General features: G+C 70.0%; 15 protein-coding genes. 11 read left to right on the plus strand and 4 right to left on the minus strand.

Features of this window, described 5'->3' with window-relative positions; all coding sequences use genetic code 11:
* The first annotated feature begins 13 nt into the window (after positions 1 to 13).
* Positions 14 to 607: a sigma-70 family RNA polymerase sigma factor gene (locus OG568_RS05715; RefSeq protein ID WP_329530569.1), complete on the plus strand. Its 594-nt coding sequence runs from the start codon at positions 14 to 16 to the stop codon at positions 605 to 607.
* A gap of 149 nt (positions 608 to 756) precedes the next feature.
* Positions 757 to 1,197: an SPW repeat protein gene (locus tag OG568_RS05720; RefSeq protein WP_329530570.1), complete on the plus strand. Its 441-nt coding sequence runs from the start codon at positions 757 to 759 to the stop codon at positions 1,195 to 1,197.
* A 185-nt stretch (positions 1,198 to 1,382) separates the two neighbouring features.
* On the opposite strand, the gene OG568_RS05725 is transcribed toward OG568_RS05720, so the two are convergent.
* Entirely contained in the window at positions 1,383 to 1,988 is a 606-nt protein-coding gene (locus OG568_RS05725; RefSeq protein WP_329530571.1) for a hypothetical protein, read from the minus strand.
* Complete coding sequence (locus OG568_RS05730) at positions 1,966 to 2,469, minus strand: ATP-binding protein (protein WP_329530572.1); 504 nt, start codon at positions 2,467 to 2,469, stop codon at positions 1,966 to 1,968. Before OG568_RS05730 ends, OG568_RS05725 begins: the two co-directional genes overlap by 23 nt.
* Before the next feature lie 354 nt (positions 2,470 to 2,823).
* Here OG568_RS05730 and OG568_RS05735 point away from each other — a divergent pair, with 354 nt between their 5' ends.
* From OG568_RS05735 to OG568_RS05745, 3 genes are all read left to right on the plus strand, one after another.
* Positions 2,824 to 3,699, plus strand: a complete 876-nt coding sequence (locus tag OG568_RS05735) for a helix-turn-helix domain-containing protein (protein WP_266425236.1) — start codon at positions 2,824 to 2,826, stop codon at positions 3,697 to 3,699.
* 24 nt (positions 3,700 to 3,723) lie between these two features.
* Entirely contained in the window at positions 3,724 to 3,936 is a 213-nt protein-coding gene (locus OG568_RS05740; RefSeq protein WP_266591662.1) for a DUF397 domain-containing protein, read from the plus strand.
* A gap of 82 nt (positions 3,937 to 4,018) precedes the next feature.
* Positions 4,019 to 4,831 (plus strand): SAM-dependent methyltransferase, encoded by an 813-nt coding sequence (locus OG568_RS05745; RefSeq protein ID WP_266425238.1) that lies wholly within the window; start codon positions 4,019 to 4,021, stop codon positions 4,829 to 4,831.
* Positions 4,832 to 4,942: 111 nt separating this feature from the next.
* On the opposite strand, the gene OG568_RS05750 is transcribed toward OG568_RS05745, so the two are convergent.
* Entirely contained in the window at positions 4,943 to 6,733 is a 1,791-nt protein-coding gene (locus OG568_RS05750; protein WP_329530573.1) for a helix-turn-helix transcriptional regulator, read from the minus strand.
* A gap of 149 nt (positions 6,734 to 6,882) precedes the next feature.
* On the opposite strand from OG568_RS05750, the gene OG568_RS05755 reads away from it, so the two are divergent.
* The 3 genes from OG568_RS05755 to OG568_RS05765 all read left to right on the plus strand — a co-directional run bounded on the left by OG568_RS05755 (position 6,883) and on the right by OG568_RS05765 (position 10,974).
* Positions 6,883 to 8,673: an Hsp70 family protein gene (locus OG568_RS05755; RefSeq protein ID WP_329530574.1), complete on the plus strand. Its 1,791-nt coding sequence runs from the start codon at positions 6,883 to 6,885 to the stop codon at positions 8,671 to 8,673.
* A gap of 26 nt (positions 8,674 to 8,699) precedes the next feature.
* A complete protein-coding gene (locus tag OG568_RS05760) occupies positions 8,700 to 9,506 on the plus strand; it encodes a hypothetical protein (protein ID WP_329530575.1) in 807 nt (268 codons plus the stop codon).
* Between the two features lie 352 nt (positions 9,507 to 9,858).
* Entirely contained in the window at positions 9,859 to 10,974 is a 1,116-nt protein-coding gene (locus tag OG568_RS05765; RefSeq protein WP_329530576.1) for an aminoglycoside phosphotransferase family protein, read from the plus strand.
* A gap of 175 nt (positions 10,975 to 11,149) precedes the next feature.
* On the opposite strand, the gene OG568_RS05770 is transcribed toward OG568_RS05765, so the two are convergent.
* A complete protein-coding gene (locus OG568_RS05770) occupies positions 11,150 to 12,604 on the minus strand; it encodes an APC family permease (protein ID WP_329530577.1) in 1,455 nt (484 codons plus the stop codon).
* A 132-nt stretch (positions 12,605 to 12,736) separates the two neighbouring features.
* Between OG568_RS05770 and OG568_RS05775 the strand changes: the two genes are divergently transcribed.
* The 3 genes from OG568_RS05775 (at position 12,737) to OG568_RS05785 (ending at position 17,789) form a co-directional block, all read left to right on the plus strand.
* The gene (locus OG568_RS05775; protein WP_329530578.1) at positions 12,737 to 13,918 is read left to right on the plus strand and encodes an ROK family transcriptional regulator; all 1,182 of its coding nucleotides are present in this window, start codon (positions 12,737 to 12,739) and stop codon (positions 13,916 to 13,918) included.
* A gap of 146 nt (positions 13,919 to 14,064) precedes the next feature.
* Complete coding sequence (locus OG568_RS05780) at positions 14,065 to 16,848, plus strand: glycoside hydrolase family 2 protein (protein ID WP_443077558.1); 2,784 nt, start codon at positions 14,065 to 14,067, stop codon at positions 16,846 to 16,848.
* A 158-nt stretch (positions 16,849 to 17,006) separates the two neighbouring features.
* A complete protein-coding gene (locus tag OG568_RS05785) occupies positions 17,007 to 17,789 on the plus strand; it encodes a hypothetical protein (RefSeq protein ID WP_329530579.1) in 783 nt (260 codons plus the stop codon).
* Positions 17,790 to 17,863 lie beyond the last annotated feature (74 nt).

Below are 17,863 nucleotides of genomic sequence, written 5' to 3' on the forward strand. Positions count from 1 at the left end.
AGGAGCCGTGGCCATGATCCTGGATTCCATCACCGAGCAGTGCGTCGACGGGCGGCTGAAGACGCTTTCCGACGCGGATCTGGCCCAGGGCCTCGTGGACGGCGACGAGGAGTGTCTGACCGCCGCCTACCGCCGCTGGGGAACGCTGGTGCACACACTGGCCGGACGTTCGCTGGGCGACTCCCGGGAGGCCGAGGACATCACCCAGCAGGTGTTCCTGGCCGCCTGGCAGGGCCGACAGGGTTATCGACCCGAGCGCGGCGCGTTCTGCGGCTGGCTCGTCGGCATCACCCGCCGCAAGATCGCCGACGCTCTCTCCGCCCGGACCCGCCGCACCGATCTGCTCGCCGCCGCCGGAGCCCTCCTCGGCCCGCTCGACGACACCTACGGCCGCCCCGAGACCGTACTCGACCGTGTCCTCCTGCGCGGCGAGCTCGCCAGACTCCCCGCGTCCCAGCGCCGGGTGCTGCACCTCGCCTTCTACGAGGGCCTGACCCAGACCCAGATCGCCCAGCGCACCGGCTGGCCGCTGGGCACCGTCAAGAGCCACTCCCGGCGGGGCCTGCACCAGTTGCGCCGCTGCCTGCGCACGGAGGCCGTCGGGTGAACGTCCGGTCCCGATACGGAGAAAGGCCACCCCTACACATAAAGAAGAAATAAGAGCACAATAAAAACAAGCGGCGCCAACCGTACACCGCACACCACACACCACACACCAGAAGCGGTCAGGCCTGCAGAGAACGAAGGAGACGACTCATGGCCAACGTCTCGCACCCCAGAGGTGACATCACGACCCACCCCGACGCATCCGAAATGCGGGAGCGGTACGACCGCATGCTCGGTGGCCGCGATGTGGCGCTCGTCGACGGACCGGTGTTCCTGCTCGGTCTGTACTGCGCCGTGTCCCCGTGGATACTCCACTACACGACGAACCAGCCCGCCCTGGCGACGCACAACCTCATCATGGGCATCGCCATCGGCCTGCTGGCCCTCGGATTCACCAGGGCCCCCGAGAGAATGTACGGCCTGAGCTGGGCCATCTGCGCGATGGGCGCGTGGATGATCATCTCGCCGTGGGTGGTCGGAACCAGCCCCGACACCGGCGTCGTGCTCAACAACATCATCATCGGCGCGCTGGCCGTGGTGCTGGGGGCGCTGTGCGCGGTCACGACGACGAGAGGCACTCCTCGGGCGTAGGCCCGGCGGACATCCTTCGGTGCTGTTCCCGGCGGACACTCCCGGGAACAGCGCCGGAGGCCCACACCCGGGCTCAGCACCGCACGTCGATGCCCGCGCTGAGCCCAGGCCCACGAAAGGAAACGAACACCCCCCCAGGCCGGCCCGCCCACGCGGACCGGCCTCACGACGCCCGCCGAGATGGTTCAGATACCCGCGCCGAGCGACCAGCGCGGGGTGCTGCCGGCGAGGCGGCACGCGAGGAAGTACAGCGGGATCGGCGGCGTGTACGGCGAGTCGCCCTCGGGCCGGTGGAGCAGACGGGGGCGGGCCGACCGTGAGCGCAGCAGGGCCCGCGTCCAGGACGGGTCGGCCAGCCGGGCGCCCACCGCGTAGCTGGTGGAGGTCGGCCAGGTGACGCCTATGTGGGATCCGGAGGGGACGATCCACCACCACCGCTCCTCGTCGGCGAAGACACAGCCGACGCGGGGCAGACAGTCCATGATCCGTTCCCCGTGTTCCGGGGAGGTGCCCACGGCGTCGTACCCCAGGCCTGCGGAGAACTCGGGGGGTATCGCCAGTCGTGCCGGGGACTCGTGCGGCGGCGCGGTGGGGAGGTATATGCGCAGGCCGAAGACGGCGGGGTACGGGCGCGGATCGACGGCGGCGGTGTGGTCGCGGCCGCCGAGAGCGGAGAGGTCGTCGCCGCCGAGGGCGGAGAGGTGTTCTCGGCCGTCGAAGGCGGCAAGGTGGTCGCTCGGGTCGTCCGCGGCGTGGTGGTCGCGCAGGTCAGGAATGTGCTGTCGTTCCATCAGATGAAGGTCCTTCGGCCGAGTGGGGGATGGGCCGGGCGATGGTCACGGTCGCCGGCGAGCCGGTCGACACGATGTCTCCTCCCTTCGACGGCAGTACGGCCCAGACGATGTGTCCGGAGCCGTCGGCGGTGTCTTTGACGCCCCAGTCGCTGCTCAGGGCACCGACCAGCAGGAGCCCACGTCCACCCGGGTCGTCGGGCCCCGGCCGGCGCTGGGCCGGAAGACTCCAGCCGCGGCTCTGGTCCTCGACCTCGATGTGGAGCCGCTCTTCGACGATGTGGACTCTGCACACGATCCACTCGCTCGCCGTGTGCGTCAGCGCGTTGGTGACGAGCTCGGAGGTCACCAGGATCGCGTTGTCGCAGGCCTCGGGGTCGACGCCCCACTCGGTGAGCGACTCACGCACGCGTCTTCGTGCCACACCCACCGAGGCGGGCGCCGCGGGCAGGGCGAACACACCTGCCCGACGGGGATACACGTCTCCTGCTAATCGGCCCAATGGTTGGGGGAGGGAGGGCGGGGTCATCGCCGTTCGCCTTTCGTCTGCCTTCGCACCACACGCGGTGCCAATGCCGTCCCCCGTGACCCTGCACCGTCGCGAGCTGTGTACAACTCGCCGCACACGGCGTCACGTCGCAGCCCCGTCTCCCCCAACTGGGCCGCACGATCACTCCCTTCACCGGGCCAGGGACGATAGGACCACTGTGGCAGCAGCCAACAACACCTCGCAACCGACAAGTTGAAAATTGCAATGTGCCAGGTGCATGCTTCCCCCGTCGACGGATGATCGTGACAGACTGCGACCTCGTAGCCCGCTGTGAGGGGGTAAGGCGTGTCCACGGAGACCGACTGGGGCGGCGCGCCTTCCGTCCTGCGGATGATTCTCGGCAAGCAGCTCGAGGAGCTGCGCACCCAGGCCGGGCTCACGTACGAGCAGGCGGGTGAGGCGATCGGCGTCAGCCACTCCACCATCCGCCGGATGGAGGCTGCCAAGGTGGCCCGGCTGCGGCTCGCCGACGCCGAGAAGCTCCTGCAGACGTACGGCGTGACGGACCAGCAGGAGATCGACACCTTCCTGAAGTCGGTCCGTGAGGCCAACAAGCGCGGCTGGTGGCACACGTACCGTGATGTCCTGCCGGACTGGTTCGCCGCGTATCTGAGCCTGGAGCAGGCGGCGCTGCAGATCCGCGCGTACGAGGCGGAGTTCGTGCACGGGCTGCTGCAGACGGAGGCGTACGCGCGCGCCCTGCTCGGCGCGGGCAATCCGCACGCCTCGGCCGAGGCGACCGAGCGGCGGGTCGCGCTGCGCATGCGCCGTCAGGAGCTGCTGTCCCGGCCCGCTCCGCCGCGCGTCTGGGTGGTGATGGACGAGACCGTGCTGAGGTGGCCGGTCGGCGGGCCCGAGGTGATGCGCGCACAGATCGACCATCTGATCGCGGTCAACTCGCTCCCCCATGTGACCCTGCAGATCATGCCGTTCAGGAACGGCCCGCATCCGGCCATGCGGGCCGGCGCGTTCCATCTCTTCCGGTTCAGGGCACCCGAGTTGCCGGACATCGTCTATCTGAACGGTCTGGTGGGAGCCGTCTACCTCGACAAGGACGACGACGTCGTGGTGTACCGCGAAGCTCTGGACCGGCTGGGCGCACAGTCGGCGCCCGCCAGGAAGACCGAGGATCTTCTCGGCGCGATTCGCAAGGAGCTGTGAGTGCACCACCACATACGTAACGGCATGCCGTCCCGGGAGCTGGGCACGCAGGGCTGGTCCAAGCCGTGGAGCGACGACGCGGGCGGCGCCTGTGTCGAGGCGAAGAAACTGAGCGACGGGCGGATCGCGCTGCGTCAGTCCACCGATCCCGAAGGGCCCGCCCTGGTTTTCACGCCCCGTGAAATGACGAGCTTTCTCGCGGGCGTCAAGGCGGGGGAGGCCGACTTCCTCCTCTGACAACCTTGTCCGAGTTCTGTGCCTGTTCTTGTGCCCTGACGAACACCAGCTGTGTACCGACGACTTGATGGGAGGGGCGGCGTTGCCCGACAACGGATGGCCTGCCGACCGTATCGACACCGAGAGCGCACATTCCGCGCGTATCTACGACTACATCCTGGGCGGTAAGGACTACTACCCCGCCGACAAGGAGGCGGGCGACGCGATGGCGCGGGAGTGGCCCGCCCTCCCGATCCACATGAAGGCCAACCGCGACTGGATGAACCGCGCGGTGGCCTATCTGGCCAAGGAGGCGGGGGTACGCCAGTTCCTGGACATCGGCACCGGCATCCCCACCTCCCCCAACCTCCACGAGATCGCCCAGTCGGTGGCCCCCGACTCCCGGGTCGTCTACGTGGACAACGACCCCATCGTGCTCACCCTCTCGCAGGGCTTACTGTCGAGCACCCCTGAGGGCAAGACCGCGTACGTCGAGGCGGACATGCTCGACCCGGCGACGATCCTGGGCGCGCCGGAACTGCGCGACACCCTCGACCTCACCCAGCCGGTCGCCCTCACGGTGATCGCGATCGTCCACTTCGTCCTGGACGAGGCCGACGCGGTCGGCATCGTCCGGCGCCTGCTGGAACCCCTTCCCTCGGGCAGCTACCTGGCGATGTCCATCGGCACCGCCGAGTTCGCTCCTCAGGAGGTGGCCCGCGTCGCCCGTGAGTACGCGGCCCGCAACATGCCCATGCGGCTGCGCACCCACACGGAGGCCGAGGAGTTCTTCGAGGGTCTCGAACTCGTCGAGCCCGGCATCGTCCAGGTCCACAAGTGGCACCCGGACGGCACGGAGACGGGGATCCGCGACGAGGACATCGCGATGTACGGGGCGGTGGCCCGCAAGCCGTAGCCCGTCCGCTCCACGCCACCCGTGCCGCCGGCCCCGCTCGAAAGGGGCCCGGCGGCACGGGTGTCCCTGCGGGACGGGGCCCGGCGGACGGACGTTCTCGCCGGCCGAACGCTAGGCCCTGTCGTCCGCCGTGGAGTCCAGCAGGGCCGCGCACTCGACCGCGAGGCCTGCCATGCCGTACGTCCGGGCCACACGCAGCGCCTCCCGCAGCAGCCCGGAGGCGTGGGCGGCGGCGCCGGGGCGGCCGGACCTGCGCAGCGCGCGGGCCTGGGCGAGCCGGAGGCGGGCCAGCTGGGGTTGGGAGGAGCGGACCGGTTCGGTCGCGGTGCGGAAGTGGGCGAGGGCGGTGTCCGGCTCTCCCGCGGCCAGGGCCAGCAGTCCGCGGGCCCGGGCGGTCGGTCCGATCAGCACGGTGGGCCAGCCCGCGAGGGCGATCTGCTCCCCGTCATGGGCTTCCAGCCGCTCACGCAGTACCGGCAGTACTTGGCGCAGCTCGGACTCGAATCCGCCCCGGGCGTCGAGCGCGGCACTCACCTCGGCGAGCAGCACCAGTGTGGGCACCGCCCATCCGGACGGCGGGAACCGGCTGAAGTCGGCGGTGTCGTGCGCGAACCCGACGAGCCGGTCCGCCCCTTCGGCGTACTGGCCCGTCTCGCACAGCGCGAGCGCGAGCCCGGCCCGCCAGACGGGGAAGTAGCCGTGCTGTTCGACGGTGTCGGCCAGCCCGGAGGCGAACAGGTCCGCCATCCGGCCCTGTTCGCGCAGCAGCCAGTAGGCCTGGCCGAGGCGGGTCTGGTGCAGGTTGTCGGCGGGGACGGCCAGATCGGCGGGTAATCGCTCGACGAACGTCAGCGCGTCACCGAAGATCCAGCCCGCGGCCTTGTCGAACCGGCCGTGCCACAGATCGAGCAGGGCGTCCAGGGTGTGCTGCTGCCAGGTGGTCAGCACGCCGCGGGTGTCAGCGGCGTGCTTGCGGTACTGGTTCGCCGTGGCCAGCGCGCTGTACACCTTGCCGGTCCGCAGCTGGTCGATGGCGACGGCCATGAGCGCCTCGCCGCGGAAGTAGGCCGAGCCGTGCCGGGCCGCGGCGTCCCGCAGGCGTTCGGCGAGCGTCAGGGACTCGGCGGTGGACATGAAGTCGTACAGTCCCCACCGGCATTCGGTGAGCACCTCGCAGGCCACCTCGTCGTCCTTGCCGTCCGCGGCCAGCCTGCGCAGTGTGCTGCGGGCCAGCCGTGCGCCCTGCTCCGGGCCCGCCTGGCCGGCGGCGGTGTCCTGGCTGACCGCCATGGACAGCTTCTTCGCCAGGTGCGCGTTGAGCCTGAGGCGCAGTCCGGCGGCCTCGGCGCTCCCGTCGTCGCCCAGCGCGGCCAGGCTCTCCCTGATCAGCTGGAGCAGTTCGTGGTCGACCTGCCCGGGGTCCGACCAGCGGCGGGCCATCCTGACGACGGCCTCCGCCTGGGCCGTGGGATCCCCCTCGGCGCTCGCGTGCGCCGCCCGGTAGAGCCGGTCCGCCTCGCGCATGTCCCCGGTGGTGTGGTTGAGGTCGCCTCGCCGCAGCAGCCGGTCGAACTCGTCCCGTTGCCGGGCGGCGGCCGAACCTCCCCTGCCCGCACCGGACTTCACCAGTTTGGCCGCCCGCTCCCCCGGGCCCGGGCCGATCGTCTTCGAGATCCGCTCGGTGGACGGATCGGGAACCAGCGCGAGCAGCGCGCCCTTCGCTTCGAGCCGTTCGTCACACAACTGCGCGAGCTCATGCGTGACACGGCGCTGGCCGGTCTCGATCCTGCTCAGAAAGCTGCGGCTGCAGTGCACCTCTTCGGCCAGCTCGCTCAGTGACTTCCCGGCCGCCGTCCGACGTCGGCGCAACTCCGCGCCGAACGCGTTGTCTTCGATCGCCATCCTCCCAACGGTCCGCTCCCCGCCCCTTGTTGCCAGAAAGCGTTGGCAACAGCCGACCGCTCCACGTTCCCGCGGAAACCCACCACTCTGTCTGTGAGCGAGCTTACAGCGAGCAAGGGCGCGGGCACCGGCAGACAGGAGCACTGGTCATGGGTTCGGACGAGGCCAAGGTGGTGGCGGCCGTCGACTTCGGCACGCACGGCACCGGCTTCGCCTGGACGGTGAGGACCCCGCTCAACGACGATCCGCGGACCAGACGGGTCCAGTTCTTCACGCGGTTCCCCGGCCGGCAGCTGGAGCGTCCGAAGAACCTCACGGCGATCCTGGTGACGGACGGCGGGGACACGGTCGCCTGGGGCCACGAGGCGCGCGCTCGGTGGGCCGAGGCCCTGGCGAAGGGGGAGTCCGAAGGGCTCGGCTACGCCTATGCCTTCAAGGCGGCGCTGAAGAGCGGCGGTTCGATGGCGGACCTGCCGGTCACGGGCGGCTTCGTCGACCGCGCCGACCGAGGTCTGATCCGGCGACTGGTCACCGCCTACCTCAAGGAGATCCGCGAACTGGCGACGGCGGAGATCAAGAGGATGACGTACACGGAACGAGAGGTCCGTTGGTGCATCACCGTTCCCGCGATCTGGGACGACGAGGACAAGGCGGTGCTGCGACGACTGGCCGTGGACGCGGGGTTCCCCGCCGATCCGGAGCGGCTGTTGCTGGCCATCGAGCCGGAGGCGGCGGCCCTGTACTGCCATCTGCGGATGCCCGACGCCGCCTCTGGTCCGCTTGAGCGGGCCCGACTGCCCCTGCACCTCGACGGTTTCCGTTCCGTGGTGGTCGACTGCGGCGGCGGCACGGTCGACATCACGGCGTACGAGTCGCACGGCGACGCCGGTCCGTCGATCGCGCTGCGTGAGATCGGCCTCGCCACCGGTGGGTGGCTGGGATCGGAATACGTCAACCGGGCCTTCCTCGACAAGACGCTCGCCGACCGCTTCGGCCCGGGGGTCCTGAAGCGCATCGAGCGGGATCACCCCGGCGAGCTGCTCAAGCTGTCCGGGCAGTGGGAGCAGGCCAAGGCGACGGTGGAACTGGACCGGGACGCGGATTCGGTCACCCATGTGCTGGACCCGGTGCGGATCGAGGTTCCGGCCTCCCTGTGGGATCTCCTCGACGAGCCGGTGCGGGCGCGGCTGACACGGGACGCCGGCCTGCCGCGGCAGATCGTCCTGTCTCCCGACGAGGTGGAGGGGCTGTTCGACGAGAGGGTGGACGGCATCCTGGACAAGGTCGAGGAGCAGCTCGCGACCATCGGCCGGACCTGCGGCACGGACGCGGATCCGGAGACCCTGGTGCTGGTCGGGGGATTCGCCCGTTCCCCGTGGCTGCGCGAGCGGATGCGGGCCCGCTTCGGCGAGCGGCATCGCATCCTCGTCCCGCCGGACCCGGCCCTCGCGGTCCTGGAGGGCGCCGTCCACTTCGCCTACCGCCCGGACGTGTTCGTCTCCCGGCAGGCCAAGTACACGTACGGCTTCGAGACGGCCAAGCCGTTCGAGGAGGGGGTGGACTCCACGATGCGCATGTACCGCGACGACGAGGGTGACCTTCTGTGCGTCGGCCGTTTCGGTGTCGCGGTCCGGCGCATGGACAGCGTGCGGGTGAACGACGCCCATCCTTTCCAGATCGTGCCGGTCCGCGAGGACCAGGACGAGCTCGACGTCCGCCTGTACCGCTCCGCGAAGGCCGATCCCCGGTATGTCGACGAGGACGGGTGCGAGGAGATCGGCCGGCTGACCGTCGACCTGTCCGGCACCGTCGGCAGGCCACTGCGGGAGCGTCCGATCATGCTGCTGTTCTACTTCGGCGCCGCCGAACTGCGGGTCGAGGTGTTCGATCCCGCCACCGAGGAGACCAGCCGGGTCTCCGTCGACTTCGACCGCGTATAGCCATGGCCCGCCCCGAAGGAGGAGACATGTTGTTCAACCGCGACAAGGGCAAGCGGCCACACGAAGTGCGCATCAGGCTGGACGGCTTGGACACCCTGGAGTCGCGGATCCGGAAGCTGGAGGCCGCCGCGGACGACCAGCGGGCCGCGCTCGCCTCGCTCGGCCCGCTCAGTGACCGGCTGGTCGAGTTGAGGATGCGCCAAGAACGTGCGGAGGAACGGGTTCAGATGCTGGAGACGGCCGTCGCGGACACCCGCCGTGTGCTCGACGAGCAGAGCGAGGTACTGGACCTGGTGCGGGTCACCCAGGTGGCGGAACGGGCCGATCTCACCCGTGAGGACTTTCTCGTCCACTACGAACTCGCCCAGCGGCTGCGGGCGTTGTACACCCAGCGGATACCCGACCTGATCCAGCCGCGGCTGACGGCGGAGCGGCCCCGTGACGTCGTACGGCGCCAGGCGCAGCTGATCAGCGGGCTGTGTCTGGTGCTGTTCGGCCCCGACGAAGAGGGCGGGCTCGGGGAACCCGACCTCGCCGGACTGGCCCGCATCGCCACCGACGCCGGGGTGGTGGGCCTCGACGCGCGCCACCAGCGGTTGCTGGAGCGGGTCGGCACGGAGGCCGCCCATCTGTTCCGGGCCATGACCGGTAGCGGCTATGTCAGCCACTTCGACTTCGCGGTGGAGCCCGGCACCCCGGCGGATCCGAAGGAGCACGCTCTCTGGCCTTCGTGCGCGGCCGGGCGACCCGTCGCCTTCGTGGTGTGTCCGGGATACCGCGCGGCGGACCGCCGGCTGCTGGAGACCTTCGTCTACACCGAGGCCGAGGCCTGACACCGGGGGCGTTGGTTCGATGTGCTGTCCGGCCCTCGGGTCGGGGTCGGACAGAAGGATTTCGGTCCGGGGCGCGCGGGGGGCGCTCCGGCCCGGAAAGCCACAGGGCCCGAGGGGGGACCGGGTTGGGGGACCCGGGGGAAGGGGAGCGGAGCCGACGCCATCGGCTCCGCTCCCCCTCCGATGCGTGCGTTGCGGCCGCCGAAAATCGCTGGCCGGGGCGTTCTGGGTCGTTCAGACTCTCGCCGTGACGAGAACTGTGAGTGCGTGGGTGACCTCGGGTGATGAGTTCCTCGGGAGCGCTGGGCCGTACGGCGTGGACGTTCCCTGGTGGTCCGAAGTGGGGCCCGTCGTGGGGTGGTTGGAGGAGCTGCTCGGGGTACCCGTGCTGGTGCTGCGCCTGCTGGACGTGGAAGGAGGTTCCGGCGGGCGGGACGGCCATGTGACGTATCACGTCGAGGCGTTGGAACGTCCGGCGAACGGTCTGCTGGATCAACACCCTGCCAAACCACGGGTGTTGGACGGTGTCGAGACGCTCAGGTCGCCTTGGGCCCGGGCGGACGGGCTGCGCGAGCTGCTCGACTGGGCGGCCGGGGAGCTGGCGTCGGCGGGGCGGCCGGTGAGCGGTCCGGTCGAACAGCGGCGTACCTGGAATCTGGCCGGGCTCTTTCGTCTGCCCACCGCGCGCGGCCCGGTCTGGCTCAAGGCGACACCGCGCTTCGCGGCGGACGAGGCCGCCGTCATCACCGCGTTCGCGGAGATCGACCCGGGGCTCGTTCCCACGCTCCTCGGCGTGGGTGAGCGGCGCGTCCTGATGGAGCACATACCCGGTGAGGACTGCTGGGAGGCTTCACCGGAGACGGTCGGTGCGGCGGTGGAGCGGTTCGTCGGCGCGCAGGCCGTGGTGGCTTCCGGGGGTTCCGGCGGGTTCGGGGACGGTGTGGTGGCGGGGGTACGGGATGGGCGCGCGCCGGTTCTTGAGGCGGCGGTTCGTGATCTGCTTGACGGGCCCCTCGCCGAGGAGTTGACCGAGCGGGAGGTGCGGGGAGCTCGGGAGTTGGCCGGGCGGTGGGAGCTTCTCTCGGAGTGCGGGCTGCCCGACACGCTGGTGCACGGTGACTTCCACCCCGGGAACTGGCGCAGCGACGGCGGGGCGCCTGTCGTGGTGGACTTCGCCGACGCCCATTGGGGCAATCCGGTGCTCGACGGGCTGCGTGTCCAGGGCTTCCTTCCCGAGTCGGGCCGTGCGGCGGCCGCCCGGGACTGGGTGGAGGCCTGGAAGTCGCGGGTGCCCGGCAGTGACCCGGCTCGGGCGCTCGATGTCGCCGGGCCACTGGCCCATCTCACGTATGCCGTCCGGTATCAGGAGTTCCTGGACGGGATCGAGCCGTCGGAGCGGGTCTACCACCGGGGGGATCCGGCGGACGAGGTGCGGGCGGCGTTGCGTTGCGCGGGGATCGGGGGGTGACGGGCGCCGACGCGGTCGTGGGTGGGTCGGGGCCGTGTCGGTACGTCGAGCCCGTCGCCGCCGGATCAGGCGTTGCCCTGTAGGGAGCCGCTGCCAGATCCGAACCTAAGCGACGGGCTTGCGACGTACCGCCACGGCCCCTTCCGTGCGTCGTCGGGTGCGGCAAGTGGGGCGTTCACCTTCCGGCGGGCTCCGGGTCCGGGGTCGCGGGGGTCAGGTACTCCTCCCTGATCTCCTTCGGGCCGAAGGGCCATACCTTTTCCAGCTTCGCCCAGACGACGAAGGCGACGCAGCCCAGGGCCACCCAGGCCAGGGACCATTCGATGGGGTGGCGGCCCGGGGAGTTCTTGTCGGCGTAGCCGTAGATGGTGAGCCAGCCGATGAGGGCGAGGAGGCTGGGAATCGGGTAGAGCCACATCTTGTAGGGGCGGTTGAGGGTCGGCTGGCGCTTGCGCAGGACGGAGAGGGCGACGATCTGCGCGAGCGCCTGGACGATCACCATGACGGTGGTGAGGAGTTGGATCAGGGTGGCCAGGTCGGTGTGGCGCCCGATGAGGAAGCCGATGGCCGTGATGACGCCCATGGTCGCCAGGCCCAGCATCGGGAAGCGGTGCTTGGGGTGCAGCTTGGCGTACGGGCGGAAGAAGACGCGGTCGCGGGCGGCGTCGTAGGGAACGCGTGAGCCTCCGAGGAGTCCGGTGAAGACCGAGGCGAACGCGGTGATGAGGATGAGGACCGTGACTGTGTCGGCCGCACCCTTGCCCCAGGTTTTTTCGAGGACGGCCGAGGCCACGGAGGTCGAGGCGATGTCGGTCGGGTCGGTCATGCGGTGCCAGTCGATGACGCCGAGGGTGCCGATCTGGAGGAGGAGGTAGATCGCCATGATGCCGAGGATGGAGAAGATGATGGAGCGGGGCAGGGTGCGGCCCGGATCCTTGATCTCGGCGCCCATGTACGCGGTGGTGTTGTAGCCCAGGTAGTCGTAGATGCCGATGGTCAGGCCCGCGGCGAAACCGACCCAGAAGTGGCCGCTGCTCAGCTCGAAGGCGTGTGCCGGATAGGTGAAGGCCAGGTGGGAGCTGAAGTCGGTGGCCGCGGCGACGATCACCAGAAGGACCGAGGTGATCATGACCGCCCACATGACCGCCGTGATGCGGGCAATGTGTTCGATTCCGCGCCACAGGAGCAGCACCACGAGGGCGACGACGGCCAGGCCGATGAGGTCGCCCGTCGTCTTGCCCATGTCGGGAGCCAGGTAGCCGAGGTACTGGACGAAGCCGACCACGCCGGTGGACATGATCAGGGGGATGAAGAGCATGGCCGTCCAGACGAACAGGAACGGCATGAGGCGTCCGCTGCGGTACTGGAAGGCCTGGCGGAGGTAGACGTAACTGCCGCCGGAGCCGGGCATCGACGCACCCAGTTCGGCCCAGATCAGGCCGTCCGCGAGGGCCAGGATCGCGCCCGCGACGAAGCCGATGATCGCCTGCGGGCCGCCGAACGCGGCGACCATCAGCGGGATCGTCACGAACGGGCCGATGCCGCACATCTGGCTCATGTTGATGGCGGTGGCCTGGAACAGGCCGACGCGACGGACGAAACCGCCGGTGGGTGGCGGACTACCGGACATGGGGTCTCCTGATCTCGGGACGCGGGGAGGTGGGCTCCCCTCGGCTCGCCCGGCGAGGCTGACTGGGCGATAAAGTTAAGGAGACTTACTAGATGCGTCAAGAGGGTGTCACGCATGCGTGAGAATGGTGCGATGTCCGCCAGCGACGCCATAGCGCAGCCTGAACAGCCCTGGAACCGGCAGCGGCTGCGCAGCACCAACGAGCGGCTGCTGCTCGACCGGCTGCGCACGGGCGGTGCCGCCTCACGGGCTCAGCTCGCGCGGGAGACGGGGCTGTCGAAGCCGACGGTCTCCAGCGCGCTCGCGGCGCTGGAGCAGGCGGGACTGGTGCGTGAGGCGGGCACCCACGCGCCCGAGCGCGGCCGGGTGGCCGTGCTCTACGCCCCGGACCCCGCGGCCGGGTACGCGCTCGGGATCGACATCGGACGCGGCTGGCTGCGGGTGGCGGTCGCCGATCTGGACGGTGGCGTGGTCGCGCGCGCCGATGTGCGCAATCGGGCGCGCAGCTCCGGCGCCATGGCCGACCTCGTCGTCTCCACGGCCCGTCAGGTCGTCGCCAACTCCGGCCTGGGAGCGCACGAGGTGGCGCATGCGGTGGTGGGCACACCGGGTGTGTACGACGAGGAGCGGCGCAGGGTGCGGTACGCGATGCATCTGCCCGGGTGGGGCCGCGCGGGGCTGTTCGACCGGATGCGTGAGGAGCTGGGCATCCCGCTGGAGGTCCACAACGACGCCAACCTCGCGGCGCTCGGGGAGTACACGTACGGCGTCGGCGCGGGCAGCCGGCTGTTCACGTACATCCTGATCGGCACCGGTCTCGGCATGGGCGTGGTCAGCGAGGGACGGCTGTTCACGGGGGCGCGCGGCGGGGCCGGGGAGATCGGGTTCCTGCCGTGGCCGGGGCGGCAGAAGCCGGAGACACTGGAGGACGCGGTGTCGGGTGTGGCCGTCGTGGAGGCCGCGCGGCAGTTCGGCATGACCGGCCAGCTCACGGCCAAGGCCGTGTTCGACGCGGCGCGCGCGGGGGACTCCGCCGCGGTGCGGGCGGTACGGCTGGAGGGTGAGCGGATCGCCTACACCGTGGCCGCGGCCGCCGCGGTGCTCGATCCCGATCTGGTGGTGCTCGGTGGCGGCGTGGGCCACAGCATCGACCTGCTGCTGCGGCCCGTGCGCGAGACCCTGCGTACGCTCACTCCGCTGCGTCCGAGGATCGTGCCCAGCCGGCTGGGTGAGGACGCGGTGCTGCTGGGCGCCGTGGCGACGGCCCTCGGGACCGCCAGGGACGTGGTGTTCGAGCGACGTTCGGCGTCCTGAGCGGGGCGCTCGCCTTCGGTGATTGACACGGATTGCTCGGGCACCTAGCTTGTGCGCCAGTTAGTAAAGTTTCCTAACTTGTAGCTTCGTGCTCCTACTCGCCTCGCTCCCGCCTGGCAGTGCCGGCACGCGATCCCGTAGCGCGGATGTTCCCCACCCCCAAGGAGACCACCGTGTTCCACCGTCCTGCCCCAAGACGGCGTTCCGCCACGGCCGCCGTCGCCCTGTGCCTCCTGTGCACCCTCTCCACCAGCGCGTGGGCCGGGTCTCGGAGCGCCGGATCAGACACGGCCGCACACACGCCGGTCACTCCGGTGCCCTCCACCGCAGGCAGCGCCACCGCGCTGTCCGGGTACGCGATCCAGTCGACGGACAAGGTCACGGACGCGGCGGCCGACGTGTCGAGTCCGGGCTATCCGGCGAGCGGCTGGTACTCGGCGGGCTCCCGCTCCACCGTCCTCGCGGCGCTGCTCGCGGACGGCAAGTACGCCGACCCGTTCTACTCGACCAACCAGCAGAAGATCCCGAAGGCCGACTTCCAGGTCCCCTGGTGGTACCGCTCGGACTTCACGGTCACGGACACCGCCCAGCGCAGCTACCTGGACTTCAGCGGGGTGATCTCGGCCGCCGACGTCTACGTCAACGGCAAGCGGGTCGCCACCGCCGCCGATGTCACGGGCGCCTACACACGGCACGAACTCGACATCACCTCGCTGGTGCGGTCGGGCACGAACACGGTGGCCTTCCGCATCCGGCCCAACGTGCCCACCAAGAACCTGACCATGGGCTGGCTGGACTGGCTCCAGCCTCCGCCCGACCAGAACATGGGCATCGTGCGTGACGTTCTCGTCCGCCGGGGCGGTCCGGTCGCGCTGCGCGACGCGCACGTCGTCACCCAGCTCGCCGTTCCCTCGCTCGCCTCCGCGGACCTGATGGTCAAGGCTGAGGCTCGCAACGAGACGGGCGCTCCCGTCACGGCGACGGTGTCGGGCAGCATCGGCCCGGACGCCTCCTTCAGCAAGACCGTTTCCCTCTCCGCGCACGAGACGAAGACCGTCACCTTCTCCCCCACCGACACCCCTCGCCTGCATCTGAGCGCGCCGAAGGTGTGGTGGCCCGCGGGCATGGGCGGGCAGCCGCTCTACGGCCTCGACCTGACCGCCTCCGTCGCCGGCGCCGCCTCGGACACCGCGCACGAGCACTTCGGCATCCGCGAGGTGAAGGCGCCCCTCAACTCCGACGGCGCCCGGCAGTACAGCGTCAACGGCCGCAAGCTGCTCATCAAGGGCGGCGGCTGGTCCCCCGACGAGTTCCTGCGCTGGGACCGGACGTATGTCGAGGACCGGCTGAAGTACGCGCTCGACCTCGGCCTCAACACCATCCGCCTCGAAGGGCACATCGAGCCGGACGAGTTCTTCGACCTCGCCGACCGGTACGGCATCCTCACGCTGCCCGGCTGGGAGTGCTGCGACAAGTGGGAGGGGAACGTCAACGGCAGCGAGGCCGGGGAGAAGTGGACCGCGGCCGACTATCCCGTCGCCAAGGCGTCGATGGCCGCCGAGGCGGCCCGGCTGCGCGACCACCCCAGCGTCATCTCCTTCCTCATCGGCAGCGACTTCGCGCCGGACGCGAAGATCGAGAAGAACTACCTCGACGCGCTGCGGGCCGCCGACTGGCCCAACCCCGTGGTCGCCGCCGCCTCCGACAAGTCCTCGCCGGTCAGCGGCAGTTCGGGCATGAAGATGACCGGCCCCTACGACTGGATCCCGCCGAACTACTGGTACGCCAAGCGCGAGGGCGGCGCCACCGGCTTCAACTCCGAGACCAGCGCGGGCCCCGACATCCCCACCCTCGACACCCTGCGCCGCATGATGTCCCCCGCCGAGCTGGACACCCTGTGGAAGAGCCCGGCCACCAAGCAGTACCACCGCTCACCGTCGTCGACCTTCGGCACGCTCAAGCTGTACGACAACGCGCTCGCTGGACGCTACGGAGCGCCGAGCGGCCTCACCGACTACGTGCGCAAGGCACAGCTCGCCCAGTACGAGAACGTGCGCGCGCAGTACGAGGCGTACGGGCGCAACGCCACCGACGCCGACAAGCCCGCGACCGGGGTCGTCTACTGGATGTTCAACAGCGGATGGACGTCGCTGCACTGGCAGTTGATGGACCGTTACCTGGATCAGGGGGGCGCCTACTTCGGTGCCAGGAAGGCGAACGAGCCGCTGCACATCCAGTACTCCTACGACACCCGCTCGGTCGTCGTCGTGAACAACCGGCACGCCTCCGCGTCCGGACTCACGGCCCGGGTCACGCTCTTCAACACCGACGGCACCCAGAAGTACGACAGGACGGCGACCGGGGTGGGCGTGGACGGGGACGGCGCCCACAGCACTCCCCTCACCGTGCCGTCCTCCGTGACCGGCCTGTCGACGACATACCTGGCACGCCTCGTCCTCACCGACGCCGAGGGAAAGGAGGTCAGCCGCAACGTCTACTGGCTGTCCACCGAGCCCGACACCCTCGACTGGGCCAAGACCGACTGGTACTACACGCCGACGACGAGTTACGCGGACCTCAAGGGGCTCAACTCCATGGCACAGGTGCCGGTTTCGGCGACGGCTTCGACCTCGGTCGGCGTGCACGGCGCGTCCACGACGACGGTCACGGTGCGGAACACCGGGACCGGGAAGACTCCGTCGCTGCTGACCGACGTGCACCTCGTGGACTCGGCCGGCAGGCCCGTCCTGCCCGTTCAGTGGTCCGACAACCAGGTCAGCCTGTGGCCCGGCGAGTCCACGACGCTCACCGCCACCTACCGGACGGCCGACCTGCACGGTTCCGCGCCCAGGGTGCGCGTCTCGGGATGGAACACACCGGAGACGACCGTCCCCGCGGCCGGCACCCGATCCACCCGACACGGAGGGTGACAGCGACTCGCGCAATTAATGCCTTATGACCCGAATAGTCATATCCAAAGGGTATGTCGCTGCCGTTTCCGTCACGGAGAGTCGAATAGCGTGACGGGCGTCGCGTCGGCCGAACACCGGCGCACGTCCGACCCTTCGACTACCTGCAAGGAGTGAGCGTGAAAGCTCGTTTTGGCGTGAGCCGAGGAAAGGCGCTTGCGGTCACCGCGCTGGCCGCGTTCCTCGCCTCGACCGTCCCGGGATCGGTGCCCGCTCTCGCTGATGGAGACCGAGTGCACTCGGAGCACTGGGGCGTGATCACCCGCACCACGGTCGGCTCCCCCGTCGCCGCTCTCAGGGCCGGCCCCTACGGCTCCGCCGGCGTGCTGGACTCCTCCGGCAGGCCGCCCTATGGAAAGGGCAGCCTCGGTATCGAGGTCGCGGACAGGTCCACCTCACTGACCACTGCCAGCGAGAGGGTGGACTTCGGCAACGAGGTCGACTTCCTCGGCGATCCGGTGCTGGGCCTGAACAAGGTCGGGTTCCACGTCTTCCAGACCAACGCGAACATCGGCTACGGCGGCACGAAGAACATGCCGAACGTCAGGTTCGAGATCAATCCGAACCTGAGCACGCACCCCGGCGACAACTACTCCGCGCTGGTGTGGGTACCGGACGCCGCTCCGGTGACGAACCGCTGGAGCGGCTACATCGATGCCGCCACGAGCGGCTACTGGTACCTCACGGGCGGCGAGACCTCCTGCAACGGCCCTGTCGCCCACTGCTCCCTCGCGCAGGTGAAGGCCTCGCTCAACGACGGCGGCGCGGTGCCGACCATCTACTCCGCCGCCGTGGGCAAGGGCCGCGACCACATGTGGATCGGCGCCGTGGACGGTCTGCGGATCAATCAGTACATCTACGACTTCGAGCCCGGCGGCGTCAAGACGCGTCACGCCGCCTGACTCGGCCTGCGCTCCGAACTCCGCCGCACGACGGGCGGGCCCGCTTCCGGGCCCGCCCTCTCGCGTGTTCGGGC

Origin of the sequence: Streptomyces sp. NBC_01450, from assembly GCF_036227505.1 — a bacterium.
GTDB lineage: Bacteria > Actinomycetota > Actinomycetes > Streptomycetales > Streptomycetaceae > Streptomyces.

Bases quoted from the DNA above. Each gene is read 5' to 3' on its own strand.
- OG568_RS05775 (WP_329530578.1), top strand. From the start codon at position 12,737: ATGTCCGCCAGCGACGCCATAGCGCAGCCTGAACAGCCCTGGAACCGG.
- OG568_RS05760 (WP_329530575.1), top strand. From the start codon at position 8,700: ATGTTGTTCAACCGCGACAAGGGCAAGCGGCCACACGAAGTGCGCATC.
- OG568_RS05740 (WP_266591662.1), top strand. From the start codon at position 3,724: ATGCCGTCCCGGGAGCTGGGCACGCAGGGCTGGTCCAAGCCGTGGAGC.
- OG568_RS05780 (WP_443077558.1), top strand. From the start codon at position 14,065: ATGTTCCCCACCCCCAAGGAGACCACCGTGTTCCACCGTCCTGCCCCA.
- OG568_RS05770 (WP_329530577.1), bottom strand. From the start codon at position 12,604: ATGTCCGGTAGTCCGCCACCCACCGGCGGTTTCGTCCGTCGCGTCGGC.
- OG568_RS05715 (WP_329530569.1), top strand. From the start codon at position 14: ATGATCCTGGATTCCATCACCGAGCAGTGCGTCGACGGGCGGCTGAAG.
- OG568_RS05725 (WP_329530571.1), bottom strand. From the start codon at position 1,988: ATGGAACGACAGCACATTCCTGACCTGCGCGACCACCACGCCGCGGAC.
- OG568_RS05750 (WP_329530573.1), bottom strand. From the start codon at position 6,733: ATGGCGATCGAAGACAACGCGTTCGGCGCGGAGTTGCGCCGACGTCGG.
- OG568_RS05720 (WP_329530570.1), top strand. From the start codon at position 757: ATGGCCAACGTCTCGCACCCCAGAGGTGACATCACGACCCACCCCGAC.
- OG568_RS05755 (WP_329530574.1), top strand. From the start codon at position 6,883: ATGGGTTCGGACGAGGCCAAGGTGGTGGCGGCCGTCGACTTCGGCACG.